A 23,363-nucleotide genomic window follows, 5' to 3' on the forward strand; every position below is an offset into this window, starting at 1 on the left:
GACGAACGTCGGTGATTTTAAGGTATAGATCTGTTTACTCGCTTGACGGTATGTATTAATGACTGATTATGATTATTTATCAGTCATTAATTTTCCCATAAAAACTATCCACTCACAGCAACTGGCACTTTACGAATCAGCCATAAAAAATACGCGCCGCCAATGATAGCCGCAATTGTGCCTGCAGGCAGCTCATAAGGGAAAATAACATAACGTCCAATCCAATCTGCTATTACCATCACCCCTGCGCCTAACAAAGCGGCTAATGGCAGTTGGCGCTCAAGCCTTACCGCACCAAGTGAGGTCGCCAAATGCGGCACCATCAAGCCAATAAAACTCAATGGCCCTACGGCAAGCGTACTGGCAGTACTTAGTGCCGCCACCAGTGCCAATAGCGAAATCGTGACTGGCGTCACAGCCACCCCCAGATTACGAGCGACCCCTGTACCCAAACCAAGCACTTTTAAGGGTTTGATAAGCAGTAAGCTGAGAGCAAATAAAATGAGGGCAATGCCGATAAGATACCAAACCGTGCTAGGCTGAGCGCTATAAGTGGTTCCAGATAACCAGCTAAGCATCGCCTCTAAACGAGGGTCGCCAGACAGCTTGACCATATGCATCACCCCATCCATCATCGCGGCAATACCGATACCGACCAGCAACAGATAGCCAGAACTTACTCTGCGTGCTAGCCAAATAACCAGCAATAACACGGCCATCGCTCCTGATAATCCTGAGATCAACAACGTGCCTGAGCCAGCAGACAGTCCCAAGCTTGGTAGCAGTAAAAATCCTAAGATAACCCCAAGCGCCGCGCCCGAGCTCACACCCAGTACCTCTGGACTTGCCATCGGATTGCGGGTGAGCGTTTGCAATAGCACACCAGCGATGGCCAACATCAGACCCGTTGCAGCAGCGCTTAGGCTGCGAGGGAGCCGATACTGCTGAGTAATTGCCCAATCAGTACTTAGTCCCCAACCATTGACGTCTTGAACGAAAAGACAGGCCAGTATGATTATCAATACCACGCCAAGACCCCAGCGCCACCATGCCACAGGTGCATGTTTACCCGTCAGCATGGGAGTCACGGTTTCTATGCGCTCACGGCGCTGACGCAAAATCAGCCAAATAATCAGTGGCGCGCCGAGAATACCCGTCATCGCCCCTGCTGGGATTTGCATATTTAGTATGGGTTCAAGTAATAGAGCGACATTGCTAGTCAACCATAAAAGCAGTGCCCCTAAGACAAAGGCTGCAAGCAGACGCTTGCTAATAGAAGCGACACCCAGTGCATTGACCAGACTGGCAGCGCCAAGACCGATAAAACCAATCAGACCGACTTCGCTAACCACCAAAGCGGTAACAACCGCCACAATAAGCACCACCAAGGCACGTATACCGTTAATCGGCACGCCCAAGCGCTTGGCTTGTGAGTCATCCAGACTCATCAAGGTTAATGGTTTTAACAATGGTAGACAGACAACCGCCATCACGACCGCAGTTATTGACAGCATCATACTGGTGTGCCAGCTGTTTTGTGCCAAAAAGCCCGCTGCCCACGACAGCATGCCATTGCTACGCTCAGCGAAAAATAATACCAAGACATTGGCAACGGCAGCGAGCAAAATATTGACCACTAAGCCTGCCAATATCAAAATCAAAGGGTTAAATCGGCTGGGCGCTGACAGAGCAAATACCAGCCCCATACTGATAATCGCGCCAATAAAGGCCACATAAATACCGCCATAAATCGCCAAACTTGGCAAAAACAAGGTCACAATGAGCATAGCTAATTGCGCACCAACGCCGACGCCCAATGTGGTGTCTGACGCTAATGGGTTTTTGACCAGCTGCTGTAGCAAAATACTGACAACTCCAAGCAGACCCCCTGCCAATAGCGCCACTATGCTGGTCGCCACTATATGCAGCTGCGTTGCAAGACTGCTAATATCCAATTGCGAGCTTGGAATAAACAAGTCACTGATTGGGCGTGTCCACTCCTGAGCGATTAATGCCCACGTGCTCCATACTGACAACACCACAAGGATAATCATTACTGCCCAGATGCGCCATGTATCCGCAAATACCGCAGGTTGTTGCCGAGGTGGGTTTGGTGCTGGATTGGGAGGTTTTTGCGCGAGCTTTGAGTGTGGCTCTGATGATGTTTTTAATGTGGGCGACTGAGAAGCTGCGAGTGAAGTCATAGGTTTAACATAATCAGTAGTATTATTGGCATGAGGGTGACGAGTCTGTGCGGCAGTGTTGGTAGTCATGATGCGGCCCCACCTTTTAATGTCACTGTTGATAAATTATTTGCCAAGCCGACCAGTGAAGACATACCGCCATAAATCCATATGGGTGGCAGCTCGCCCACACAGCGCTCATCGCCATAGCCTAGACGCTGCCAAACCAAACTGTCTTTAATCTCAGCTCGGGTTATCGGGCTTAAAGGGTCGATGATTAATAGGCAGGTCTCATTATCCAATTGAGCCAAATCGCCCATTCGAATGGGGACAAACCCCCATTGATTGCCTTTACCTAATACATCAAGCTCTTTGCCCATCTGACTTAGCACGGGTTGAAACAAACTATTTTTGACATACATACGCATGTTATTGGCATCAGCAAACTGCACAACGGCGAATTTCTTCACTTTTGGGTAGCGCTGTTGGAGGCGCTCACTTGCCAGTTTGATATCCTTCTGACTTTTTGCAATATAATTTTCAGCCAAGGCTGGTTCATCAATCAGTTTGCCCAGTTTGCGAGTTGGCTCAGTATAATCTGACCAAGTTGCGGTATCCCCTTTGGCGGCGAACATGACTGACTCAGAGGGTACATCTCCATAGAGATTGCGTGCATGCTCATAAAAAAAGTTATCGACGACCAAATCGACAGGCAGTTGTGCAACCAGTTCCGCATTAGGCTGATAGCGAATGCCCAAATCAATCGTTGATGTTGGCAGTTTAGGCGTGCCTACCCATCTGTCCCAAACCCTGATATCGCCTGTCGCAATCGGTGGGTAGCCCATCGCTGTCAACGTTGCCGCATTGCCCCAATCAGGTGAGACAATATTGATGTTAGCGTTATCTGCATTGCCCACTTGAGCGTCTTTTTGCACCACTACTGGTTGGTGACAGGCGGTCAGCACGGTGGTCAGTGTTAAGCTTGCTATAAGCGGCAACCACTTATATTTACTGATAGTGGGAGTTATGAAAGGTTTTATAAAAGATTTTATGGCTGTTTGAGAGAATTGATATTTATAAAGAGCAGGAAACATAGCGGCCTATCTTTTGAGCGAATAAGAGAAAATGGAAAATAAAAAAAGATATTGAGGACACGCCCTAAGCAACAGCAACTGGTTGCCCCGTTATAGGGTGACTAAGCAACTGCATATCGACGTTAAAAATCTTGTGTAATATTGTCGGTTGCATGGTGCTACTAATATCACCATCATGGCAAATACGGCCGTTTTTTAGGGCGATGACTCGATCGGCATACTGCGCTGCCAAATTAATATCGTGGATAATAATGACCACACTCAACCCCTGCTCATCCACCAAACGACGGATAAGTTGGATAACTTCCAGCTGATAGTGCATATCAAGAGCGGCTAATGGCTCATCAAGTAATAAATATCTGGTGTCTTGTGCCAGACACATAGCAAGCCAAACGCGAGCACGCTCACCACCTGAAAGCGTGGCCGTAGTGCGGTCAGCGAACGCCTCTGTTTGGGTGATACGCATGGCTTCTGCTACTTTATCTTTATCAATTTGGCTTGGTTTTTGCAGCCACTTTTGATGTGGATAGCGCCCTAGCATCACCAGCTCACGTACTGAAAACCCAGCGGCTTCTGGTAGTTGCTGTGGCAAATAGGCCATTCGTCGTGCCAGCTCTTTGCTACTGTAATCACTGATATCGCGCTCATCCAAGCTGATGCTACCGCCATTAGTCATCATCTCGCCTGCCAACGCTTTAATCAAAGTAGATTTTCCTGAACCATTATGTCCAACTAAAGCGGCCAATTGGTTGCTACCAATCTCACAGCTTACATTGTCTAATAAAGTATTGCCTTGCCGACTGATAGTCAATTGGTTTGCACGTAACATATTGGTACTCATTATTAATTTAAATCGTTGTATGTATATTGGACAGCTAATAAAAACTGATTTTACTCGCAAACGATAATAAAAACAATTATCATTAACTTAAAATACCACTCTTTTTATTTCCATTTACTGTTACGCGTGAGGACATATATACCCCATTCTCTTTCACCTGTTACACGTAACCCTCAAATTCAAGCGGACTTCTATACTCAGTTAATCATTTCAGAACTCGCACAAACCATTGCCCATGCCAACGTCAGACTAACGGCTATCTATGCCGAAGCCATCGCTTTACAAGTACAATTGACCGACACAAAAAAACGTCTGCTCAATCTCTTGAACAAACGTTTTTCATCACATTACATTGTGCTAGATGCCTATCAAGTCGTTTTGAATGACAACTAGGTCATGATTGCAGAGTGATAAATAAAAGCTAGGGCTTGCTGTGTTGCCTTAAAAGACACAAGCCCTAGCATTTTGATGCAAAGTTTAGATACAAAAATTTTTCGGGTTACTGACTCTTAAGTCGACTGATGGTAATACCCGTAAAGCCAAATAATATCGTCAGCAATAGCGATAAATAACAGAAGAACGCATAAGGCAGATAATCAAGCACGGGCACGCCTAATGCTTGGCTGATAAACACGCCGCACACACTCCAAGGGACCAAAGGATTGATGACCGTACCCGCATCTTCAATGGTACGAGACAAATTCTTAGGATGTAAATTCAAACGCTCAAACGTCGGACGAAAGGCTGTACCGGATAATAAGATACTCAAATACTGCTCGCCAATAAGCACGTTAATGCTCAGAGCAGACATGGCAGCGGCAAATATGGCGCGACCTGATGTGGTTAATGTGTCTTTGATCCCTGATAACAGAGCTGGCAAAATACCCAATGCTGTGAGCAAGCCACCAAGACTGAGTGCCAATATCACAATCGCTTGAGTAAAGAACATACTCTGCACACCGCCACGCGATAGCATACCACCGACTTCACCCAGCTCTAACGATGCAGCGGGCGCATAGCCTGCAAATAGATAGCCGCCTAATTGCCCAAAGCTCGGCGAGCTATGCAAATAAGTAATAATCAATGCCGCCACAATGGTACAGATAATCGTATAGATGGCATTGACACGGAAAACAGCCAACCCAACCAGTACCACAAATGGCAATACCGCATAACCATGTACCAAGCCACTTTCAATTAACTGACCTTGCAATACGGTTACCTGACTCAAATCAGAGCCTGCGGTCTGCCCAGAGAAAAACCAAAAAATAATGACCGTCAGTATCCACGCCGGTACAGTGGTGTACATCATATTGCGAATATGCTCAAACAAATCAATACCTACCACCGATGACGCAATGGTGCAAGTGTCTGATAACGGCGACATTTTATCACCAAAGAACGCCCCTGAAACCACAGCACCAGCCGCGATCGCAACGTTGGCATCAAAGGCATTACTCATACCAATAAAAGCCACACCCAATGTCGCCGCGGTGGTCAAACTACTGCCCAAGGCAATACCAATAATAGAGGTCAACACAAAGGCTGAAATGTAATAATACTCTGGCGAAATCAACTGAAAACCAAAATACATCAGCGTTGGAATAGCACCAGACATCATCAAAGCGGCGACCATCAAACCAATAAAAAAGAATAGATAGATCGCACCGATACCACGCATGACACCCGATGCCATTTGCGCTTGCATATCATCAAAGGTCAAGCCTTTAAACAGACCAATGCCTAGCAAGACACAGATAGCAAGTATCAATGACAAATGCGGTACCCAGCCAAAACCTATCATGGTAACGCCCATGATAGCGATGACAATGGCAGAAATCATAAATGCCAGTTGAGGAGAAATTTGGGTTAATATTTTTGGCGGCATCACACATCCTTAGGTTGCCAGTAGCGTCTGGCGTTAGATTGGATTTGAGTTTGACAATTTCAATAAATTGGCAAGTTTAGCAAGCTGATGGAGCAATTCATAACCCCATTACTCATCAAGCAAGCTATCGGTCTTAGCCGCCATGACAAAGTCGTTGCGATGCAAGCCTTTAATACTGTGCGACCACCACGTTACTGTAACTTTACCCCACTCTACCAATATCCCAGGATGATGCCCTTCTGCTTCAGCGATGTCTGCAAGCTTATTGGCAAATGCCATCGCCTTGACGAAATTTTTAAACTTATATTGACGTTGTAATTGCTTGATGCCATCAACTTCTATCAATGACCAATTCGGAATTTGTTGCAATAGTTCTTGTGCTTCATTGTCGCTGACTGTCGGTGCGCCAATACGGCAGGCTTCACAGCTGGCTTGTGATAATGTCGTCATTATAATATCCTTTTATGTTAACTATTGGGGCACGTGCTCAATTAAATTAATAGTCCTCTAAATGGCCTAAAAATGAGGGCACGCCCTAGTTTTTGTAATAAATATACGTCCATGTTGACGCTGTTTTTGATGGCTACATGATTCAAATGATGCCGTGTTTCTCAACCATACGTTAGGAGTTTTTCACCGCATAACTAGGCTCAAACAATCCTAGGGACATGGCTTGTTTGACCATTCCCATGATATCGCTATTAACAATATCAAATAATGTATCCAAATCATCAATGACATAATAAATCGGCTGGATATGATCAATACGATAAGGAGTACGGAGTACATCAAGCAAGTCAAAGGCTCGATGTTCTGGTTGAGTCTGATTTTCTGTTTTATTTTGAGACTCATGACTGAGCGCATAGACCGTCTCAGATGGTGAGCTTAAGATGCCGCCGCCATAGATTCGGCGACTGCCCTGATTTTGTCCCACCAAACCAAACTCGATGGTAAACCAATAGAGCCGTGCTAAAAACCATCTTTCTTCTTTAGTGGCATTAAGACCCAGCTTGCCATAAGTCTCATTGAACGTTGCAAAGGCAGGATGCGTCAGTAACGGGCAATGTCCAACGATTTCATGAAAAATATCGGGTTCTTCGATATAGTCCATATCGTCCAAGCGACGGATAAAGGTTGCCACTGGAAAGGATTTATTGGCAAGCAATTTGAAGAACTTACCAAAACTGATTAAGGCAGGGACAGCCGCGGTTTGCCAGCCAGTCGTGGCTTGCAATACTTCATCAATATCCTGTAGCTGCGGAATACGAGTAGCGGGCAAATTCAGATTTTTTAGACCCTCTATATAGGCTGGGCAGGCACGGTTGGGGGTTTGCTCAGCTTGACGCTCAAGCAAGGCTTGCCACATACCATTTTCATCATCACTATAGTGAATATGACCATGGCTATCTGGCTGGTGCGACACATAAGGTTGTTTTTTAGGAATAGAATCCTGCTTTTTATGAGCAGAATCATCGTGGCTAGCTGCATCAGTGCCTAGCGTTTTGCAAGCAACGCTGTTGGCACCGATAGCTTTATTAACAGAATTCGTATGTGGTAGGCGTTCCATGCCTGTATTCCTTTTATTGCCATTAGCACTCTGAATTTTTGCTAGTCGTTTTCAATCATGACTTAACCATAGCTCAGTCATCACATTGAACACACGGCATTACAGAGTGCAGTGCTTATTAGGGACAAGACAAACTCCTTTTATCCTGCCCGTTTATTTTATGGATTTTTCCCTAAATGTAGAGGCGCTTACGGCATTTCAGTCTCTGGCTGACCAACCGTGCCACGACGAACTTGATCACGCTCGATAGATTCAAATAGGGCTTTAAAGTTACCTTCGCCAAAACCATCTTCGTAATCACCTTTACGTTGGATAAATTCGAAGAATACAGGGCTACCCAGAATAGTTTCAGAGAAAATCTGTAGCAACAGACGCGGTGTGCCGCCTTCAGTCGTGCCATCTAGCAAGATACCGCGCATCTGTAGCTCAGAGACATTTTCGCCATGACCTGGTAGACGTTCGCTGAGCATTTCATAGTAAGTCGCGGTTGGGGCAGTCATTAGCGGGATACCAGCTGCTTTTAACTTATCGATACTGGCAAACAAATCATCGCTAGCCAAAGCAATATGCTGAATGCCTTCACCGTTGAAATGCATCAAGTACTCTTCGATTTGACCGCCGCCCTGCTTTGACTCTTCGTTTAATGGGATACGGATTTTGCCATCAGGCGCTGTCATGGCTTTACTGGTCAGACCAGTGTATTCGCCTTTGATGTCAAAGAAGCGGATTTCGCGGAAGTTAAAGATGCGCTCATAAAAGTTTGCCCAATAGGCCATACGACCACGGTAAACGTTATGGGTTAAATGGTCGATGACTTTGAAGCCATGCCCGACAGGACGACGGTCTACATCAGCAAAAAATTCGAAATCAACGTCATAAATAGACTCACCATCTTTATAACGATCAATGAGATAAATCAGTGAGCCACCGATACCCTTGATAGCAGGCAGGCGTAGCTCCATCACACCAGTTGGTACGTCTACTGGCTGCGCGCCCATTTCGATGGCACGCTCGTAAGCTTTTTTGGAATCCTGCACACGAAAGCCCATGCTACAAGCGCCAGCACCGTGCTCTTCAACGAAATAGCTGGCTTCGCTTTTTGGTTCACGATTTAGAATAAGATTGATGTCACCTTGACGGTACAGCGCAACATCTTTTGAGCGATGGTTAGCCACATGGGCAAAGCCAAGCTGTTTGAACAATGCGTCGACCGCATCCGGTTGAGGTGAGGCGAATTCAACAAAATCAAACCCATTCAGTCTCATTGGGTTGTCAAATAAATCTGCCATTGTAATCATCCTTAATTTCAATTGGTGGTAAAAATGCGATAAAAAATGTCTTCCATCAATAATTCTTATTGACGATGTATTTATATTAGATTAGGTTTATTTATAAGACTAATTGTTTTTTATGATTTATTTATCAGGTTTACTTATGAATATCAGCATTCGCCAATTAACCGCTTTCATCCAAGTCGCTGATAATGGCAGTTTTACCCGTGCCAGCGATCAGATGCATTTGACCCAATCTGCCGTTAGCGGATTGATTAAAGAATTGGAGTCCAGCCTTGGTATTGTGCTGTTTGACCGTACTACCCGCCAGCTGTCTTTGTCAGCAGTAGGACGGCATTTATTGCCACAAGCACGGCGCATCTTGAATGAGATGCAGCTCTTTGAAAATGAGGCGAGCAGCTTAACAAGCTTGGCACAAGGTCAAGTACGGCTCGCCGTTTCGCAGTTTGCAGCCTCCTCTATGCCAGCGGTCATCGCCCAGTTTGCCAAACAACACCCCGAGATTGGCGTGTCGTTATTGGATTGTTCGGCAGAAAACTTACTCAGACATATTCAGGACATTGAAGTAGATTTGGGTGTCGGCACTGAGCTTGGTTTTATGGAGACTGAGGACGACATCAATGCTGATTTGTTATATCAGCTGCCATTTTGTGTGGTGATGCCCGATAACCATGCGCTGGCACAAAAACATGAAATAACGTGGCAGGATTTATTAGACATTCCGCTCATCACGCTGCAAGGCCCTTTCATTGAACAAGTGACAGCCGAGTTGAACGACCAGATCGCCAGCCATATCCAACAGGCACGTTACAAAGTCAATTTTATGTCCACCGCGCTTGAGATGACCCGTCAAGGCTTCGGCATTACCTTATGTTTGCCCTATATGCCCGAAGTCATCGATTGGGTTAGCGCCAATGGCTTACAAATGAGGCCGCTGGCACAACCAGTTAAAATGCGGCAGTTTTTTATCTACCAGCGTTCTTCGCGTGCATTATCACCTGCTACTATTGCCTTCAAAGGCTTCTTGCAGAGCTATTTTTCCAGTCATTTTAATGACTTACAGCGTACTTAAATATTGCTTTCACAGATAGCATCAGCGCTTAAAAAGCCTTGAAACATAATGGTTTCAAGCCACTATTTTATTAATTATGCAAGATAATTGAATCTCATATTGAGTTAACCGTCAATTTGCTCTATGATTTTTGGCGGCTTGATTTATATTTCATAAGGAAACAACATGTTTGAACGTATCGACTACTACGCGGGTGATCCAATTTTAGGGCTGATGGAAAAATATACAGCAGATAATAATCCTAAAAAGGTCAATTTAGGCATTGGTATTTATTATGATGAAAATGGTGTATTGCCCGTACTTGACTGCGTAAAAACAGCCGAAGAACGCATTGCCGATCCTATTGCTCCGCGTCCATATCTGCCGATGGCAGGCTTGCCAGGACACCGTAAAGGCTGTCAAGAATTACTATTCGGTAAAGACGCACAGATTTTAAAAGATGGCCTAGTCGCTACTATTGCTACGATTGGTGGTTCTGGCGCGTTAAAAGTCGGCGCTGAATTCATCCATGAATGGTTCCCACAATCTAAATGCTATGTGAGTGATCCAACATGGGGCAACCACATTGCCATTTTTGAAGGCTCTGATGTCGAAGTGGGTAAATACCCGTACTACGACAAAGCCAACAGCAGCATCAAGTTCGATGAAATGATTGCGTTTTTTGAGACATTGAACAAAAATGACGTGATCTTGCTCCATCCTTGTTGCCACAATCCAACGGGGTTAGATTTGACCCGTGAGCAGTGGGATACTGTGCTGAACGTCATTCAAGCGCGCGAACTGATTCCATTCATGGATATTGCCTACCAAGGCTTTGGCGAAGATATGGACAGCGATGCTTATGCGATTCGTAAAGCTGTCGATATGGGCTTGCCATTGTTTGTCAGCAATTCATTTTCTAAAAACTTATCGCTATATGGTGAGCGTGTCGGCGGTCTATCGGTTGTCTGCCCAACGGTTGATGAGACAGAGCGCGTCTTCGGTCAGCTGAATGCTACCGTACGCCGTATCTACTCAAGCCCGCCATCACATGGTGGCCGTGTGGTCGATATCGTCATGAATGACGAAGCACTGCATGATCAATGGGTTGGCGAAGTTTATACGATGCGCGACCGTATCAAAGCCATGCGCTTAAAGCTTAAGTCAGTATTAGAAGCCAAAATCCCGAACCGCAACTTTGACTATATTACCCGTCAAAATGGCATGTTTAGCTTTACTGGTCTGACGCCTGAGCAAGTCGAACGCTTACAAAGCGATTTTGGCATTTACATGGTTTCCAACTCACGTATGTGTGTGGCTGGACTAAATACCAGTAACATCGACTATGTTGCCAATGCCATGGCAGACGTCTTACAAGACTGAGTGAGCACGCATTAAAACGATGCGGTAGTACGTAATAGAGATTCACAAAAAGGTTGAGCGAGTGCTCAGCCTTTTTTATGTCATGCGTTTTTCATATTTACTTTAATAAAGAATATCAACTGCCTTAGTATCACATCTCTTTTAAGAAAACACTGCACAAAAACCCTTGCAATCTCCACTTTGATAAATTACATTATGCGTAAGTAGTTAATTATAACGTAATTCATTATATGCTTTAGCAAGGAGCAACCTATGTCAACGATTGACAATACCCTCACATCCTTTATCAATATCGCCGCTGATTCTGACTTTTCTATTCATAACCTGCCTTATGGTATTTTTAGTGATACCAAAGATGGCAAACGCCGTGCTGGTGTGGCTATCGGTGAGTACGTGTTGGATTTGGCTGTGCTCGAAGCAGAAGGTTTACTGAGCTTAGAGGGCGGTCAATATTTTGATCAACCAACGCTAAACGCCTTTATTGACTCTGGTCGAGACAATTGGACTCAAGCACGCACAACCATCCAAAACCTACTATCTAGTGCCAGCGATACCTTGCGCGACAATCAAGATTTGCAGAAAAAAGCGCTATTTAGTCAATCAGATGTCACCATGCATCTGCCTGTTCACGTACCAGGTTTTACCGACTTCTATTCGTCTAAAGAACATGCGACCAACGTCGGCACTATGTTCCGTGATCCAAACAACGCCCTACTACCTAACTGGACTGAAATGCCAGTCGGCTATAACGGACGCGCCAGCACCGTCATCGTCAGTGGCACTGATGTGATACGCCCCTCTGGTCAATTAAAGCCAAATGCTGACGCCCGCCCTATTTTCTCAGCCTGTAAGCGTTTAGATTTTGAACTTGAGACTGCTTTTGTAGTTGGTAAAGGTAATAGCATTGGTCAACCGATTGCAGTAGACAATGCCTTTGAGCATATTTTTGGCATGGTCTTGCTCAACGACTGGTCAGCCCGTGACATTCAAAAATGGGAATATGTGCCTTTAGGTCCATTTAATGCCAAGACCTTCGCTTCTGAAGTATCACCTTGGATCGTCACCATGGATGCATTGGCACCTTTTAAAACGGCATGCCCGATTCAAGAGCCAAAACCATTGGCATATCTAAATGAAAAAGACAGCAATAATAGCTATGACATCACTCTGTCAGTTGAGTTATTGCCTGAAAATGCAGAAACAGCTACAGTCATTTGCGAGACCAATTTTAAGTACATGTACTGGTCTATGGCGCAGCAGCTCACGCATCACACCATCACTGGCTGTAAAGTAGAAGTTGGCGATATGATGGGCTCAGGTACGATTTCAGGGCCAACGCCTGACTCTTATGGCTCGATGTTAGAGATTGCTTGGAATGCTACCAAACCAGTAACGCTTGAGGGCGGCGCAACACGCAGCTTTATCGAAGATGGCGATACAGTGATCATGAAAGGCTATAGCGAAAAAGACGGCGTGCGTGTTGGTTTTGGTGAAGTGCGCGGCAAAGTATTGCCCGCGCTTAACTTTGATTTCGATAAATAGTCTAGAAAAAATGTGAGCACAGTTGTTTTGAGCTGCCAAGCAACCATCGACCTATAGTCAATCGGTACTGGCAGCCTATCTACTCACTGCATTCCCTATCAAAAGGAGTTTGATATGAGCTTTAAAATTGAAAAGATTCATCATGTGGCCTATCGCTGCAAAGACGCCAAAGAAACTGTTGAATGGTATCAAAAACACCTAAACATGGATTTCATCCTTGCATTCGCTGAAGACCACGTGCCTTCGACCAAAGCCTTTGACCCTTATATGCATATTTTTTTAGACGCAGGTAACGGCAACGTATTGGCGTTTTTTGAAGTACCCAATCAGCCTGAAATGGGTTTTGATCCGAATACCCCAAACTGGGTGCAACACTTAGCTTTGAAAGTAAAAGATCGTGATGAGCTAATCCTTGCTAAAGAGCATTTGGAACAAGGCGGCATTGATGTCATTGGCGTCACGAATCACGGTATCTTTCACTCTATTTACTTCTTTGATCCCAACGGTCATCGTCTAGAGCTGACATACGACGACCCGACCTCAGAAGACAAGGTTTCTATGATTACCGAAGCCATTAAGCAAGACATGCTTGATGAATGGTCTCGTACCAAACGCGCGCCTGCGCATACTCAGTTTTTACATGCCGAAGAGTTGGCTGAAGCACGAGAAGTCGCACCTGTCGGTGAGTAATTGCCCTGTTATTTTGTTTGCTACCTCTTTTTACATGATTAATTAGGCCGTGCCATCATTTTAAGACCACTAAATGTATCAATATACTAATTGATGATACGCCCTAGATAGCGAACAATATCCAACCATCATGAAAGGATTCAATGATGAAAATAAAAACCCCTATAGGAATACTCTTAGCAACCTCGATTGCGATGACTGGCTGCTCTAATAACGAACAAGCAGCAAGCGCCGATGTCAATACAGGCGACGTGACGACGCTGAGATTTTCACACTTTATGACGGCCAATGACAATATCAATACCGAAGCATTGGAGCCATGGGCAAAGAAAATCGAAGAAGAATCAAATGGTCGTTTAAAGATTGAGATCTACCCTTCTGCTACTCTCAGCAAACCGGACGCTACCTATGACGCTACCGCAAAAGGTATCGTTGATATCGGTATGCAAGCGCAAGGATATACAGCAGGACGGTTCCCTTTGACGCAGATTGTAGAGCTACCCGGTATCACCAATACCGCACAGCAGCAAAGCTGTATCCTGCATAAACTCTATGACGAGGGTGTCATTAAAGATGAGTACGAAGATACTCATTTGCTCGCACTCATCGGGACAGGACAAGGCGCTCTTCATACGGTTGATAAACCCATTCGCACGCCAGCCGATATGAAAGGCTTACGTATTCGCCAACCTTCGGCCGTTGCTAGCCACATTATCGAGGCGACTGGTGCCGCACCCGTTGGCATGCCTGCCAGTGATACTTATACCTCGCTTCAGCGCGGTGTCATTGATGGGCTGAGCTTTACTTGGCAACCCATTCAAGCTTTTCATCTTGATGAGCTCATCAATACACATACCAACATACCTTTTTACAACTCTACCTTTGTCATCAGTATGAACAAAGATAAATATGATAATTTGCCCGATGATCTCAAAAAAGTAATTGATGACAATTCAGGGGCGCAGATGGCAGCACGTGTCTCCAAAGTATTTGACGTCAGCAATGCTAAAGCCATGGCTGCCGCTAAAGAAAAAGGCGATATCATGATCGATATTCCTGACCCACTCAATGACCCAGACTGGAAAGGTCCATTAATGGAGGGCTCGCAGCACTATCTAGATGAAGTCAATGCCACTGGTCTAGATGCTAATAATGTATACGAAAAAGCAAAAGCAGCAAGTAGCGCCTGTGTGGTTTAAATAAGGAGTATCGTGAGACAATATGGGTAAATAAATCTCTCGAAGCGATAATGCGATAGCCAGTCAGTTTGTAGTAAAAATTTTGGCTATGCTATTTGATAACGCTGCGCGATTGCTAGTATTTGCTCAACCACGTTGTGTTGCTCACTCATCGGCAATTGCTCTGTCGTTCCAATGATAGTGATGGCGTATTCTAGTGGTAGACCTTTGCCAGCAGTTTTGTCACTAATAGCAAGCTGCGGTAATATGACAGGAATTGTGATGGCATTAATCCCCATCAGCATATCACCAGTGACCGTCGCATAGCCTTGGGTACGAATCTTGGCTTGCAAGTGACTGAAATTCTGCCATTTTTCTGTAATTATTGCTTCATTGTCATTCTGCCATTCAGCTGTGACCAATGGCTGAATGACCGCATCAGATTGATAGCTGGCAAATAATTGCCCTGTAGCTGATGTCGTCAAAGGCATGCGTGAACCGATGCGAGTGATAATACTAATCGGGCTGTCTGGTTCAACTGACTGAATAATAATAGGGCCTTCGCTAAACCATTTGGCAATCTGCACACCGCAATTCAAGGTATCCTTAATTTCATTAGCGATGTGCGTCAGCCGCTCTAAAATATTGTTTTGACTAAATCCAGAATGCCCAAATGCTGCCAATGTGTTAACCCTATCGCCCAGCCCGTAGCGACCATCATCAAGCTTACGCGCATAGTTTTTACGAATGAGGCTGACCAAATAGCGGTGACACTTTGCTGGATGCATTTGCATCACTTGCGCAATGTCTTTTAACATCATTGGCTCGTTATGATCGATAAGAACGTCTAATACCGACAATCCAATCTCCAGTGACTGTACGCCATTCTGGCTTTTATTGGTTGTCGCCGTATTGTCTAAAGGGTTTTCAGCTACTGGCATGTTTTGCTCAATGAATAATTTACTTGGCATGTTAATCTAAACATATTAATGAAAAACTGAAATGAAGATTTAACGTCATAAGAGTTTATTAATTATATAAGATACATTTCGTCTTACTAGGGCGTGTCCTCAATTCAATCGATTATCTTCTAAATGGGCTAAAAATGGTTAAATTTTGCCAAAAATCGTCATATAGCTTATCAATATCTCGATATTATTGTCGCTACTTTCCTTGTTTGACGGCAATTTATCACATTTTTATCACCATTTTTAAAATGAGGACACGCCCTAATTATAACTCCTTATCTCACTCACAACCTACCATAATAAAAGGAATTAACAATGATGACACTTTATGGCTACTTTCGCAGCAGCACTTCTTATCGTACTCGTATCGCGATGAATCTAAAAGGCTTAGACTATGACTATATTTCGGTCAATTTAGCACAAGATGAGCAATTAGCAGATGAGTTTAAATCACTCAATCCTCAAGGGTTGGTGCCTGTCTTACAGGCAGATGATTTATTACTATATCAAAGCCCCGCCATCCTAGAATGGTTAGAAGAAGTCTATCCTGAGAAGGCATTATTGCCCAAAGACGCGGCTGGGCGCATGCAAGTACGTGCCATTAGCGCTATGATTGGTTGTGATATTCATCCGATTAATAATCGCCGTATCTTACAATATCTACGCAATGAGCTGTCAGTAGACGAAGCAAAAGTCATGAGGTGGTGCAACCGTTGGATGAGTGAGGGATTTACGGCGTTAGAGAAAATACTAGCAAAAGACAAAACCCGTGGAAAATTTTGCTACGGTGATAGCCCTACTTTTGCAGATTGCTATCTGATTCCTCAGGTTTCTTCGGCGCGACGTTTTAACGTAGATTTAAGTGCTTATCCCAATATCGTCGAAATTGACACGCATTGCCGTATGCTCAAGGCCTTTGCCGATGCTGATCCTAGCATGCAGCCCGATGCGCCCAAGTCTCAGTAAATAATCAAACAGGGTTCTTTCAGTAAGGGTGTTTTTCTATTAAATGACTAGAAAATTAAATAACAAAATGCCCTTATAATTTCTGGGCTCAGACAAAGCAATCAAAGCGAATGACTGCCTGAAAATATGCAAAGTATTGATACTCTTAAGCCAAATATAGTATTCAATATTTTATTACATCATCACTTCTAGTTTTCATCTCAATATAATATTTCATATATTCAAATTATTGGTTGTATAGCAGTCAACTGTTGGCTATTCTTGGTATAGGCATTGTTATATCTCAAATTTAGAATTGATTTTAGATAAACATACTGTTTTATTCATTAAAATAAGGTTGGATATTATGAGTTATACACCTTTATCAAATAACAAAGACGCTCTACTATCCGATGCAGCTGAAGATATTTATGATTTAGCCATATCAGCTAGAGAAGAAACCGAAACCTCTAGGAGAATTGCACCGACAGTGGTTAAAAAACTGTCAGAGTTGTCGCTATTTAGGATGGGATTACCAAAATCGTTGGGAGGATGGCAAGGCAATCCTGTGGAAACGTTAAAGGTTTATGAGACGCTAGCCAGTGCTGAAGCCTCAGTTGCTTGGATCGTTTGGAACAACCATTTGGCCTGCACATTTGGACGATTTTTAGACGAGCCTAGCATGAAGGAGATATACAGTGACCCCTCTCATGTCTATGCCAACTCAGCACGCCCTGAAGGGATTGCTAAACGAACCGCTGAAGGATATACGGTCTCAGGTCAATGGACACTAGTATCAGGTTGCGAATTGGCAGACTGGTTTGTGCTACGTTGCTTAGTAATATCAGAAGGCTCACCCACCACCCTTGGGCCGGGTGCAAATTTAAAGCTGTTTTTTATTCCAAAAGAAGATGTGGAAGTGATTGATACTTGGCATGTTGGTGGACTAAATGGTACAGGCAGTCACGACATCGTTATTAAAGACGCTTTTGTGCAGGAGCGTTATGCGGTCGACTTTTATAGCCCTGTTGCCATCGATAATGCGTATAGTCGCCTACCAATTGGTTGTATTAACGCAGCTGGCTGTGCAGCGATGGCACTGGGTGTCTTAAAAGCAGCGACAGATGAGTTAATCCAAATCTGCCATGAGAAAGTCACGCCAGGTAAAAGCCCAGATTTGCGTGATCGTGCAGCGGTACAGGCGACTATCGCTAAGAGCAAAACACTATTAGCGTCTAGGCGCTCGCAATTACATAATAGTGTCGAGGTATTATGGAACGAAGCCCAGCAACAGAACACCTTTACCGATATACAGCTGGCTGATGTGTGGGCAGCAGCCTGTGAGGCAGCGAGAGAAGCCAGAGCCATGGTATCGGAGATTTATGCGGTCGCTGGTACGGTCTCGCTATATAAAAAACATAGAATAGAAAGAGCGCATCGAGACATTCATGCTATTTTACAACATGGCATCGTGCAGCCACATTGGATGGAGCAAGCCGGTATGGCTTATGTCGGATTGACCCCAAATGCAGCCATGTTCAGAGTATAAAACTGCTTTTATGATAATAAATAAGCTCTCATAGAATGAGGGCTTTTTATCGCTTGGCTATTGAGCGAGAGAAAAAAATCATTGTCAAAAATCATATAGTGACCACCAAATCATCGCGCTGAAAATGTCTTCATTTTCAAGTCATAAAAAAGCAAGACATCTAATGCCTTGCTTTTTTATGACTAACTTTGTAATTAACGAATCACTTTACTTGATATTAGACTTGGTTTTTTTAGTCAAAATGGAAGCCTGCACCAATCGAGCCACCTGCATTACCTTGGGTATCAGCGGTGCCATTTACCTTAATGACCCAACGACCATCATTAGATAACTTCGAGAAGCCAATAGCGACCGCACTTTCCCCATTGTACGTTCCTATACCACCACCGATTAAGGATTTACCGGCGATATAAGCTTGCGGTAATGAAGACATTGCCATGGCGGCTGAGATACCAGCATTTGCATCGTCTTCGACTTCACCAATTTTATAACCCAATTGGTTCATATTGTCATCCAGTCTTTTATCAAGTGCACTTAATTGACCGAAATTGACAGCATCTCTGGGTGCCATACCGTCAGCCACATCAGTGATCTTGTTGCCAGCGGCGTTGATACCGCTTGCAGTCATACTAGGACCACCGACGATGCTAACGCCATTATTATTGACTGTCGTATTGCCAGTCTTGACGCTATCTATACTAATGTTACCGTTTAGATCAAATTTAATACTACTGCCTGCTGCTGTGGTGGTGATGTTATTGCCACCTGTGAAGTTAAGAACACTGCCATCGCCTACTGGTTTATTGATGGTAGCACCGCTATCAGCACCAAAATTGAGACCTGCATCTATTTTATCCTTGTTCACTTTGATATTGGTGGTGTTGGTGTCGATGTTTGTCTTATTCGTGGCAATGTTTGTGGTATTGGTTTGAATATTGGTGGTGTTGGTTTGGATGTTTTCATTGATAACGATTTCTCCTTGCTTAATAGAAGCAATCGCACCATCGATACTATTTTGACCGGTACCACCAATATTACTATTGGTAAAGGTGCCATCTACAGGATTGTAGACTGTCTCACCGCCAATGATACTACTGATGCCATTGCCTTGTGCATAGAGCTGACCACCGTTGATGGCATCTTTGCTACCTACAGAGACAGCGCCATTCGCAACGTTTGTAATCTTAGTGTCAGCAGCATTGATACCCGCTTTGGTGACACTAGGTCCGCCTGTAATAGTCAGACCATTACTATTAATAATGGTGTCACCCGCTGTTATGCTGTCTACATTCAGATCTGGGTTTAAGTCAAAGCTAATGTCATTAGCACCGGCTAATGGCGCTGCAGCACGTAGCCCAGGGCTAACATTATTGTCTGCTGATCTAGACACTCTAATATTACCATCGCTGCTGTTCAGATCGATGGCACTTCCTTGTTTGATCATAGTGGCAACATCACCCTGAGCCGTTAGTCCCCAACCTTGATCGAGGGCAAACGTCGTCGCGTTCAACTGTCCGACAGTCGCCGCATCTGTATCTGCAATACCAGCAGCTACATTGGTGATTCTGTTAAAACCATTGTCAAGACCGCTACTGCTCAGTCTAACCGTTCTACCGGGACCATTATCAGTAAAGGTAAAGCCATTACTATTCATAATGCTATTACCAATCTGCATGCTACCCTCATTGCCTAAGTTCAACTGGTTATTCAGTTTCACCTGAACACCTGTTGCCGAGGCCGTCGTCGTAATGTTGCTATCACCAGTAACATTGATGGTATCACCTAAAGCAAACTGCTGGTCGTTGGCACTATTGCCATCACCGATTTTGATGCCTTTAGCCACGAGACTATTGGTTGCTGACAATTGGTCGAAGTTTACCGCATCCTTACCTGTGGTAGCTTCTGCCACATTAGTAATTTTATTGCCACCATTGTTTAGACCATTGGCTGAGATGCTGACACCACTACCAAAATTTGCACTGTTAAGACCAGTTAAATCTTTCGCAAGTTTCACGGTCAATGTGCTGGTACCGTCAGCAACGACGCCAACGTTGTTCCCATTTGACAAGTCGCCTACCACTGTCGCACCACCTTTGACCGTTAGCTTATCACCAAGCTTACGATTGACGGTAGTACCCATGTCACCATTGAAGTCGAGACCTTTATCTATCGTCGTGGTTGTGGCTCTTAGTTGACCAAAGTTTACTGCATCATTGTCTAGTGACCCATCAGCGACATTGGTAATTTGATTGCCACCATTATCCAGCCCACCATTACTGAGTCTGACCGTTTGATTGGCACCACCCGTGAATGTAACACCATCATTGTTGACAACTGTAGTTCCTGTGGTCAAGCTGGTTGAGACTAAGTCTGCAGCAGTAGCAACTTTAATACTGCCATTGTCAGCGGTTAAGACAATATTATCTCCGTTAATAAAGTTGGCTGTATTATTGTCTTTATCCAGAGTTTTGACTTCTGCACCATTGATTTGTGTCACTACCGTTTGCATCGCACTATCTGCTTTGACCAAGCTTGCCTTGCTACCTTCGCTTAGATCAACTTGATAGTCGGTGATATTGGTATCAATGTTTTTATCACCCGCTTTGACCGTGACAGCGCTCGACCCTGCCGAAGCAGTTGAACCATTAGCATTGATAGTATAGACATCCTGTCCAGTATCGCTATCAGTTGAAAAATCAACACTGGTAACATTTGTACCTTTGAGCACTTTGGTTCTCGCTCCTGCAGCTGCCATCCGTACATCACCGATGTTTGCTGCATTGGTTACTGTATTACCACCGCTTTTTACTCCCGTGATCTGGGTGTCGTTGGCATTGATACCAGTAGTAGAGATACTAACACCACCAAAATCTGCACTAGTGAGGCCAGTTAAAGTTGGAGACAGACCGAGGGCAATGCCATCAGCACTACTAAGCGCTGTGGTGGTTAAATTGCTATCCGTATCAAACTTAATTTCTTCACCCAAGGCGAAGGTTTTTTTGAGGGTGCCGCCGCTGCTTGCGTCGTTTACATTAAATCTGATGCCTTTAGCGATATTATCAGTGTTGGTACCAATATTGGTCGTATTGGTTGAGATATTGCTAGTATTGCTGGTTACTTGTTGATTGGTCTGGAACAACTGACCGCCATTGATGGCGTCTTTACTATTTAGACTGACTGCACCATCATCTACATTAATAACTTTCTTATTACCTGCATTGACTCCGCTCTTCGTGATGCTTGGACCATTTAAAATGGTCAGACCATTACTAGTTAGCGTGGCATTGGTAGGATTAAGTATGCTTCCACCCGTTACCGTGATACCTTTACCACTAACCGTAGTTACGCCAGTAAGCACTCCGCCAGTGACAACGCCTAGACCATTGACCGTCGTGCCATTTAGCAAGTTACCGGTGCTAACGCTGCCTGTTGTACCTAGGTTTAAATTGTCATTGAGCTCAACTTCGATTTTGCCATTATTTACTCGGGTGTCGATGTTGCTGTTGGAGCCAACCACTTCAATGGCTTGTCCCAATGGTTTCTGTACCGTATTACCATCAGCGGCCTGCAAAGCAAATCCTTTGTTAATGGTGGTAGTATTACTTCCTACCGCTTCATTGGTCGCGTACAACTGACTACCATTCACCGCGTCTGTACTGGCCGCAGTGACAGCTCCACCAGCGACATTTTTGATCTGGCGCTCAGATCCTACTACGCCCACGGATACTTGCGCACCCTCTCGTAGCATACCCTTATCATCGATGACATTACCGGCGATATCGTATACCACGCCACCAACGGTCATCGTTTTTTCAGAACTAGCACTTGTTGCTGTTGTTGAGCCTGCACCGAGAGAGACTGAACCATCTTTGCTCGCTGATGCGCCAACACCAAACGCTGATGAAGCAGTTCCCGATGTGTTGGAATGAATACCAACGGCTGTAGATAGATCCCCCTTAGACAACGACTTTGCACCAATGGCTATCGAGGCAGCACCTCCAGCTTCGGTATTGACATCATATTGATTGGTTTCTACCAGATCTTTACCTACATAGGATTTGAATGCCTCGTTAACTGTGCCTCCATTTAATGGCGACAGCGGACTACCATCGATATTAGTTTTCGATGCAAAATTTAGGTCATCACCGCCTATTGCGATAGAGGATGCCCCTCTAGACACTACATTAGCGCCGATAGCAATAGATTGCTCACCACTTGCCATCGTCTGTTGCCCAAATTCTGAGCTACCAATCGCAATGGTTTGGCTGCCCGTGGCTTTTGCATTTCCGCCCATCGCCATGGCGTTATAACCTGTCGCCCCGTCGTTATTAGCATTACCGATAGCGGTTGAGTCCACGCTGTAATACTTGGTTTTATTGTCCTTGACTACATTTGCCAATCTATATAACTGCGAACCATTCACCGCATCTTTACTCGTTGCCGTTACATCGCCGTTATCTACATTGATTATTTTATTATTACCATTATTAAGACCGTTACTACTAAGTGTAATGTTATTGGCTGCATTGATCGCCACGATCTTAACCCCAGAGTTATCGATCAAAGTATCACCCGTTTTAAGGCTGCCATTAGCACCAAGATCGATGCTTTCAGCTAATTGGACGGTTAAAGTATCACCTATACCGAATACCCCGATATTACCAGTCGTTAGCGGTCCAGTTGCACCCCCTAAAATATTAAGTGTCTCGCCATTACTGCGTGTGATAGTTGTCGCATTGTCTCCTTCGAAGTTGAGTGTTATTGAACCTTCAGGATTATCGTGATCAGAATTATTGTTGTGACTATTGTTACCCGAAGTATGGGTATGAACCCCTTGACTACCGTGGTTGTGACTATAGTCACCATCATGGTGATTTTCTGTGCCTATAGCATTCGCCTGTATGCCGAAACCAGCAGCCAGCAGCCCTATTGCTATCGTGGATAAGCGGAAAAATTGGGTAGAAGAAAGGTTAGGAGTAGTATTGATGGTCGCGTTTGCGCTCACGCTAGATTTGGAAGATTTGCCGCGCCCCTTTGCATACTCGCCAACTGCGGTAAAACAGTTCAAGGCTTCATTCCATATTACTTTATAGATGCGATTCATAATGTGTACTCCCTTACAGATTGGTCAGATTTAAAAATCAGAGATAATATCCATCTTGCAGAGAGTTGATATCACAAAATAAAACTCG

At 44.4% G+C, this 23,363-nt stretch carries 17 protein-coding genes; 8 read left to right on the forward strand and 9 right to left on the reverse strand.

Annotated features, from left to right (window positions below; translation table 11 throughout):
- Window positions 1-104 precede the first annotated feature (104 nt).
- The 3 genes from fhuB to JMX93_RS00410 all read right to left on the reverse strand — a co-directional run bounded on the left by fhuB (window position 105) and on the right by JMX93_RS00410 (window position 4,106).
- The gene (gene fhuB / locus JMX93_RS00400) at window positions 105-2,273 is read right to left on the reverse strand and encodes a Fe(3+)-hydroxamate ABC transporter permease FhuB (protein ID WP_499203528.1); all 2,169 of its coding nucleotides are present in this window, start codon (window positions 2,271-2,273) and stop codon (window positions 105-107) included.
- A complete protein-coding gene (locus tag JMX93_RS00405; protein ID WP_499203529.1) occupies window positions 2,270-3,181 on the reverse strand; it encodes an ABC transporter substrate-binding protein in 912 nt (303 codons plus the stop codon). The genes fhuB and JMX93_RS00405 overlap by 4 nt, the downstream gene beginning before the upstream one ends.
- A gap of 160 nt (window positions 3,182-3,341) precedes the next feature.
- Window positions 3,342-4,106, reverse strand: coding sequence for an ABC transporter ATP-binding protein (locus JMX93_RS00410; RefSeq protein ID WP_499203530.1), 765 nt, complete (start codon window positions 4,104-4,106; stop codon window positions 3,342-3,344).
- A gap of 138 nt (window positions 4,107-4,244) precedes the next feature.
- Here JMX93_RS00410 and JMX93_RS00415 point away from each other — a divergent pair, with 138 nt between their 5' ends.
- The gene (locus JMX93_RS00415; protein ID WP_499203531.1) at window positions 4,245-4,511 is read left to right on the forward strand and encodes a hypothetical protein; all 267 of its coding nucleotides are present in this window, start codon (window positions 4,245-4,247) and stop codon (window positions 4,509-4,511) included.
- Between the two features lie 106 nt (window positions 4,512-4,617).
- Here the strand turns inward: JMX93_RS00415 and JMX93_RS00420 are convergent, their stop codons facing one another.
- The 4 genes from JMX93_RS00420 to hppD all read right to left on the reverse strand — a co-directional run bounded on the left by JMX93_RS00420 (window position 4,618) and on the right by hppD (window position 8,862).
- The gene (locus JMX93_RS00420) at window positions 4,618-6,006 is read right to left on the reverse strand and encodes a Na+/H+ antiporter NhaC family protein (protein WP_193012764.1); all 1,389 of its coding nucleotides are present in this window, start codon (window positions 6,004-6,006) and stop codon (window positions 4,618-4,620) included.
- Between the two features lie 108 nt (window positions 6,007-6,114).
- Window positions 6,115-6,456 carry a 4a-hydroxytetrahydrobiopterin dehydratase gene (locus JMX93_RS00425; RefSeq protein ID WP_499203532.1) on the reverse strand — a complete coding sequence of 114 codons (342 nt, stop codon included), beginning with the start codon at window positions 6,454-6,456 and terminating at the stop codon, window positions 6,115-6,117.
- A 172-nt stretch (window positions 6,457-6,628) separates the two neighbouring features.
- Window positions 6,629-7,573: a phenylalanine 4-monooxygenase gene (phhA, locus tag JMX93_RS00430; protein ID WP_499203533.1), complete on the reverse strand. Its 945-nt coding sequence runs from the start codon at window positions 7,571-7,573 to the stop codon at window positions 6,629-6,631.
- A 188-nt stretch (window positions 7,574-7,761) separates the two neighbouring features.
- Complete coding sequence (hppD, locus tag JMX93_RS00435) at window positions 7,762-8,862, reverse strand: 4-hydroxyphenylpyruvate dioxygenase (RefSeq protein WP_499203534.1); 1,101 nt, start codon at window positions 8,860-8,862, stop codon at window positions 7,762-7,764.
- A gap of 145 nt (window positions 8,863-9,007) precedes the next feature.
- Between hppD and JMX93_RS00440 the strand changes: the two genes are divergently transcribed.
- From JMX93_RS00440 to JMX93_RS00460, 5 genes are all read left to right on the forward strand, one after another.
- The gene (locus tag JMX93_RS00440; protein ID WP_499203535.1) at window positions 9,008-9,937 is read left to right on the forward strand and encodes a LysR family transcriptional regulator; all 930 of its coding nucleotides are present in this window, start codon (window positions 9,008-9,010) and stop codon (window positions 9,935-9,937) included.
- Between the two features lie 165 nt (window positions 9,938-10,102).
- A complete protein-coding gene (locus JMX93_RS00445) occupies window positions 10,103-11,299 on the forward strand; it encodes an amino acid aminotransferase (RefSeq protein ID WP_499203536.1) in 1,197 nt (398 codons plus the stop codon).
- A 252-nt stretch (window positions 11,300-11,551) separates the two neighbouring features.
- On the forward strand, window positions 11,552-12,841 hold the full coding sequence (gene fahA / locus JMX93_RS00450) for a fumarylacetoacetase (RefSeq protein ID WP_499203537.1): 1,290 nt from the start codon (window positions 11,552-11,554) through the stop codon (window positions 12,839-12,841).
- 114 nt (window positions 12,842-12,955) lie between these two features.
- Window positions 12,956-13,531: a VOC family protein gene (locus tag JMX93_RS00455; RefSeq protein WP_499203538.1), complete on the forward strand. Its 576-nt coding sequence runs from the start codon at window positions 12,956-12,958 to the stop codon at window positions 13,529-13,531.
- A 146-nt stretch (window positions 13,532-13,677) separates the two neighbouring features.
- Window positions 13,678-14,730, forward strand: a complete 1,053-nt coding sequence (locus JMX93_RS00460; RefSeq protein WP_499203539.1) for a TRAP transporter substrate-binding protein — start codon at window positions 13,678-13,680, stop codon at window positions 14,728-14,730.
- Window positions 14,731-14,816: 86 nt separating this feature from the next.
- Here JMX93_RS00460 and JMX93_RS00465 read toward each other — a convergent pair whose 3' ends face one another.
- Window positions 14,817-15,680 carry an IclR family transcriptional regulator gene (locus JMX93_RS00465; RefSeq protein WP_499203540.1) on the reverse strand — a complete coding sequence of 288 codons (864 nt, stop codon included), beginning with the start codon at window positions 15,678-15,680 and terminating at the stop codon, window positions 14,817-14,819.
- A 315-nt stretch (window positions 15,681-15,995) separates the two neighbouring features.
- Between JMX93_RS00465 and maiA the strand changes: the two genes are divergently transcribed.
- Both maiA and JMX93_RS00475 read left to right on the forward strand, forming a co-directional pair.
- A complete protein-coding gene (gene maiA / locus JMX93_RS00470; protein WP_499203735.1) occupies window positions 15,996-16,643 on the forward strand; it encodes a maleylacetoacetate isomerase in 648 nt (215 codons plus the stop codon).
- Between the two features lie 346 nt (window positions 16,644-16,989).
- The gene (locus tag JMX93_RS00475; RefSeq protein ID WP_499203541.1) at window positions 16,990-18,171 is read left to right on the forward strand and encodes an acyl-CoA dehydrogenase family protein; all 1,182 of its coding nucleotides are present in this window, start codon (window positions 16,990-16,992) and stop codon (window positions 18,169-18,171) included.
- A 232-nt stretch (window positions 18,172-18,403) separates the two neighbouring features.
- Here JMX93_RS00475 and JMX93_RS00480 read toward each other — a convergent pair whose 3' ends face one another.
- Complete coding sequence (locus JMX93_RS00480) at window positions 18,404-23,275, reverse strand: ESPR-type extended signal peptide-containing protein (protein ID WP_499203542.1); 4,872 nt, start codon at window positions 23,273-23,275, stop codon at window positions 18,404-18,406.
- Window positions 23,276-23,363: the final 88 nt, after the last annotated feature.

Origin of the sequence: Psychrobacter muriicola 2pS (assembly GCF_904846535.1) — a bacterium.
Classification (GTDB): domain Bacteria; phylum Pseudomonadota; class Gammaproteobacteria; order Pseudomonadales; family Moraxellaceae; genus Psychrobacter; species Psychrobacter aquimaris.

Bases quoted from the DNA above. Each gene is read 5' to 3' on its own strand.
- fhuB (WP_499203528.1), bottom strand. From the start codon at position 2,273: ATGACTACCAACACTGCCGCACAGACTCGTCACCCTCATGCCAATAAT.
- JMX93_RS00410 (WP_499203530.1), bottom strand. From the start codon at position 4,106: ATGTTACGTGCAAACCAATTGACTATCAGTCGGCAAGGCAATACTTTA.
- JMX93_RS00420 (WP_193012764.1), bottom strand. From the start codon at position 6,006: ATGCCGCCAAAAATATTAACCCAAATTTCTCCTCAACTGGCATTTATG.
- JMX93_RS00425 (WP_499203532.1), bottom strand. From the start codon at position 6,456: ATGACGACATTATCACAAGCCAGCTGTGAAGCCTGCCGTATTGGCGCA.
- phhA (WP_499203533.1), bottom strand. From the start codon at position 7,573: ATGGAACGCCTACCACATACGAATTCTGTTAATAAAGCTATCGGTGCC.
- hppD (WP_499203534.1), bottom strand. From the start codon at position 8,862: ATGGCAGATTTATTTGACAACCCAATGAGACTGAATGGGTTTGATTTT.
- JMX93_RS00440 (WP_499203535.1), top strand. From the start codon at position 9,008: ATGAATATCAGCATTCGCCAATTAACCGCTTTCATCCAAGTCGCTGAT.
- JMX93_RS00445 (WP_499203536.1), top strand. From the start codon at position 10,103: ATGTTTGAACGTATCGACTACTACGCGGGTGATCCAATTTTAGGGCTG.
- fahA (WP_499203537.1), top strand. From the start codon at position 11,552: ATGTCAACGATTGACAATACCCTCACATCCTTTATCAATATCGCCGCT.
- JMX93_RS00455 (WP_499203538.1), top strand. From the start codon at position 12,956: ATGAGCTTTAAAATTGAAAAGATTCATCATGTGGCCTATCGCTGCAAA.
- JMX93_RS00460 (WP_499203539.1), top strand. From the start codon at position 13,678: ATGAAAATAAAAACCCCTATAGGAATACTCTTAGCAACCTCGATTGCG.
- JMX93_RS00465 (WP_499203540.1), bottom strand. From the start codon at position 15,680: ATGCCAAGTAAATTATTCATTGAGCAAAACATGCCAGTAGCTGAAAAC.
- maiA (WP_499203735.1), top strand. From the start codon at position 15,996: ATGACACTTTATGGCTACTTTCGCAGCAGCACTTCTTATCGTACTCGT.
- JMX93_RS00475 (WP_499203541.1), top strand. From the start codon at position 16,990: ATGAGTTATACACCTTTATCAAATAACAAAGACGCTCTACTATCCGAT.
- JMX93_RS00480 (WP_499203542.1), bottom strand. From the start codon at position 23,275: ATGAATCGCATCTATAAAGTAATATGGAATGAAGCCTTGAACTGTTTT.